General features: G+C 62.3%; 1 other RNA gene. It reads right to left on the bottom strand.

Annotated elements, in window-relative coordinates:
- Positions 1–363: RNase P RNA component class A (gene rnpB / locus ACO0LB_RS20675), an RNA gene on the bottom strand; the annotation flags it as partial.

The raw sequence follows: 363 nt of genomic DNA, 5'->3' as shown, positions 1-363 counted from the left end.
ATGGCTGACCGATAAGCCGGGTTCTGTCGTGGACAGTCATTCATCTAGGCCAGCAATCGCTCACTGGCTCAAGCAGCCTACCCGGGTTCAGTACGGGCCGTACCATGTGAACCCCTATTTGGCCTTGCTCCGGGTGGAGTTTACCGTGCCACGGACTGTTACCAGCCGCGCGGTGCGCTCTTACCGCACCCTTTCACCCTTACCTGATCCCGCTTGCGCGGGCCATCGGCGGTTTGCTCTCTGTTGCACTGGTCGTGGGTTTCCCCCCCAGGCGTTACCTGGCACCCTGCCCTATGGAGCCCGGACTTTCCTCCCCTCCGCCCGTCTCCCCCTAAAGGGACGACGACGAAGCGGCGACTGTCT

This window comes from Undibacterium sp. SXout7W, from assembly GCF_049339385.1.
GTDB lineage: Bacteria > Pseudomonadota > Gammaproteobacteria > Burkholderiales > Burkholderiaceae_D > Undibacterium.
Note: the sequence above shows the minus strand (reverse complement) of the source record. Positions and strands in the feature narration are given on the sequence as shown.